Annotated in this window: 3 protein-coding genes; 2 read left to right on the top strand and 1 reads right to left on the bottom strand. The window is 43.9% G+C overall.

Translation table 11 applies throughout. The annotated features are described in order from the left end of the window. Positions 1 to 937, top strand: a 937-nt coding sequence (ftsZ, locus tag A3757_RS21525) for a cell division protein FtsZ (protein ID WP_068740268.1), incomplete at its 5' end; no start/stop codon positions are given. 130 nt (positions 938 to 1,067) lie between these two features. Then, positions 1,068 to 1,979, top strand: a complete 912-nt coding sequence (lpxC, locus tag A3757_RS21520; RefSeq protein ID WP_068512462.1) for a UDP-3-O-acyl-N-acetylglucosamine deacetylase — start codon at positions 1,068 to 1,070, stop codon at positions 1,977 to 1,979. 50 nt (positions 1,980 to 2,029) lie between these two features. On the opposite strand, the gene A3757_RS21515 is transcribed toward lpxC, so the two are convergent. Further along, on the bottom strand, positions 2,030 to 2,599 hold a 570-nt coding region (locus tag A3757_RS21515; RefSeq protein WP_068740266.1), incomplete at its 5' end, for a DciA family protein.

Here is a 2,599-nt window from a genome sequence, read left to right as displayed (position 1 = left end):
TGGACGTCAAGCGGCTTTAGAAGATAAAGAGCGCATTGCGGAAACCCTAAAGGGTGCTGACATGGTATTTATTACTGCCGGTATGGGCGGCGGTACAGGTACGGGTGGAGCACCGATTGTGGCTGAAGTAGCGCGTGAATTAGGTATTTTGACGGTTGCTGTTGTGACTAAGCCTTTTCCTTTTGAAGGCGGCAAGCGTATGAAAATCGCTGAAGCAGGTTTGCAGGAACTGGCTGAGAATGTTGATTCCTTGATCACGATTCCAAATGAAAAACTGCTATCAGTTTTAGGTAAAAATACGACCTTGCTTGATGCATTTGGTGCAGCGAATGACGTACTTCAAGGGGCTGTTCAAGGTATTGCGGATCTAATTATCCGCCCAGGTATGATCAACGTTGACTTTGCAGACGTAAAAACAGTTATGTCTGAAATGGGCATGGCTATGATGGGTACCGGTTCAGCATCGGGTGAAGAGCGAGCTAAGGAAGCTGCAGAGGCTGCGATTAGAAGCCCGCTGCTAGAAGACATTAACCTTCAGGGTGCGCGTGGTATCTTGGTTAACATTACTGCGGGTGTTGACTTGAACTTGGGTGAGTTCTCGGAAGTGGGTAATATTGTAGAAGAATTTGCTTCAGACTCAGCAACAGTTGTTGTAGGTACGGTTATCGATCCTGAGATGACAGATGAACTAAAAGTAACAGTTGTTGCAACAGGTTTGTCAGCTGCAATGGATAAGCCGGTTAAGGTTGTTGACAATACGCCGACTAAAAAGGACGGTACGCTAGATTACGGTGAATTGGAGCGCCCAGCTGTAAGTCGCCGTCGTCCAAGCGTTGACCGCGTAGGTAATGCTGCGGTTGATACGAGCAAAACTGATGCGGCTCCAAGTGTTGATTACTTGGATATACCAGCATTTTTGAGGCGTCAAGCGGATTAATTATCCGCGCCTAATATTACATCTTGATGAATAGTTGATCGTTTTAGTTGGGAAATTCGGCGCATTCTGTTATTATGCGCCTGTTTTTTGACCAGTTCAGCAATTTATAAAGGTTGATAGAAATCAAAATATGATTAAACAGCGCACATTAAAGAATACAATTCGAGCCACTGGAGTGGGTCTTCATTCAGGTAAAAAGGTGTATTTAACGCTTATGCCTGCACCGATCGACTCAGGGATTGTGTTTTGTCGTACCGATTTGTCTCCAGCTGTGGAGATAGAAGCGCGTGCGGAAAACGTAGGTGAGACTTTGCTTTCAACAACGCTTGTTAAAGACGGCGTTAAAGTAGCGACTGTAGAGCATTTGCTTTCAGCCATGGCTGGTTTAGGTATTGATAACTGCCGTGTTGAGTTAAGTGCTGAAGAAGTACCCATTATGGATGGTAGTGCTGGTCCTTTTGTTTTTCTAATCCAGTCTGCGGGAATTGAAGAGCAAGAAGCGGCTAAGAAGTTTATTCGCATCACCAAAGAAGTGACGATCGAAGAAGACGGTAAGAAAGCGACGTTTGTGCCTTTTAATGGCTTCAAAGTTGGCTTTTCAATTGACTTTGATCACCCTGTTTTTCATCAGGGTACTCAAGATGCGGCGATTGATTTCTCGAGCACCTCGTTTGTAAAAGAAGTAAGCCGTGCCCGGACTTTTGGTTTTATGCGTGACTTTGAACGTTTGCAAGCAATGAATCTAGCTCAAGGCGGTAGTTTCGATAACGCAATTGTTGTTGATGACTACAAGGTCTTGAACGAAGATGGTTTGCGTTATGACGATGAGTTCGTAAAACACAAAATTTTGGATGCTATCGGCGACTTATACTTATTGGGCAATAGCTTGATTGGTGAGTTTAAAGGTTACAAGTCTGGTCATGACTTGAACAACAAGTTGCTGCGAAAACTCATCAAGGAAACCGATGCTTGGGAAGTGAATACTTTCGAAGACGCAAGTACAGCTCCAATTTCATATATGAAGCCAGTGTTAGCTGCTTAAGTGGCTGCATAAGAGAAAACCAGCGAGCCGGATATATTGATACTAATCTGCTAATCAGTATGTCTGGCTAACTGAAGTAAAATCTTTTTTAGTTTCAAATCATCAGTATGCTCAGCTTCTTCTCTTAGAATCTGGGCATTTTTTTTGCTTAAGTGTTTAGGTGTACTTGGCGTATCAATGGGTGCTTTGTTTGAAAATGCCCCTTTGGGTCGCACTTTGATTTTGATCTGCTCTATTCTCTCTGGGTGAATTTTTGCATTGAGCATAGATATCACCTGCTCTTGAGAGAAACGGAATTTGGTCATGAGCGCTGCAGACGAGCAGGTGAGGGTGAGCCTGCCTTGGCTAAAGGCGTTTATTTGAAACTTGCCTTTAAAAGCGCTTGGCAAGGTTTCGTCAAACAGAACTTCCAGCGACTTTCGGCTGGCTGCCTGTTTAATCAGAGACTGAAGATTGTTTGATTTCGCACTCAGTCTTTTCAAGCTGATTTTAGGGGCAAACTTTTGCTGCTTTGGTTGTCTCATAAACTTAAAAGTGTGACAGGCTAAATTGGCTTTGCTAAGTTCGGCGTGACAAGGCTCAAGAGCAAAGCGACTAGCGCTTGCAAAGAGCTTGATGCT

It is taken from the genome of Oleiphilus sp. HI0117, assembly GCF_001635235.1.
This window is presented reverse-complemented; position numbering and strand designations above follow the sequence as displayed.

Excerpts from the sequence above, each read along its gene's own strand:
- lpxC (WP_068512462.1), top strand. The coding sequence starts at position 1,068 with ATGATTAAACAGCGCACATTAAAGAATACAATTCGAGCCACTGGAGTG.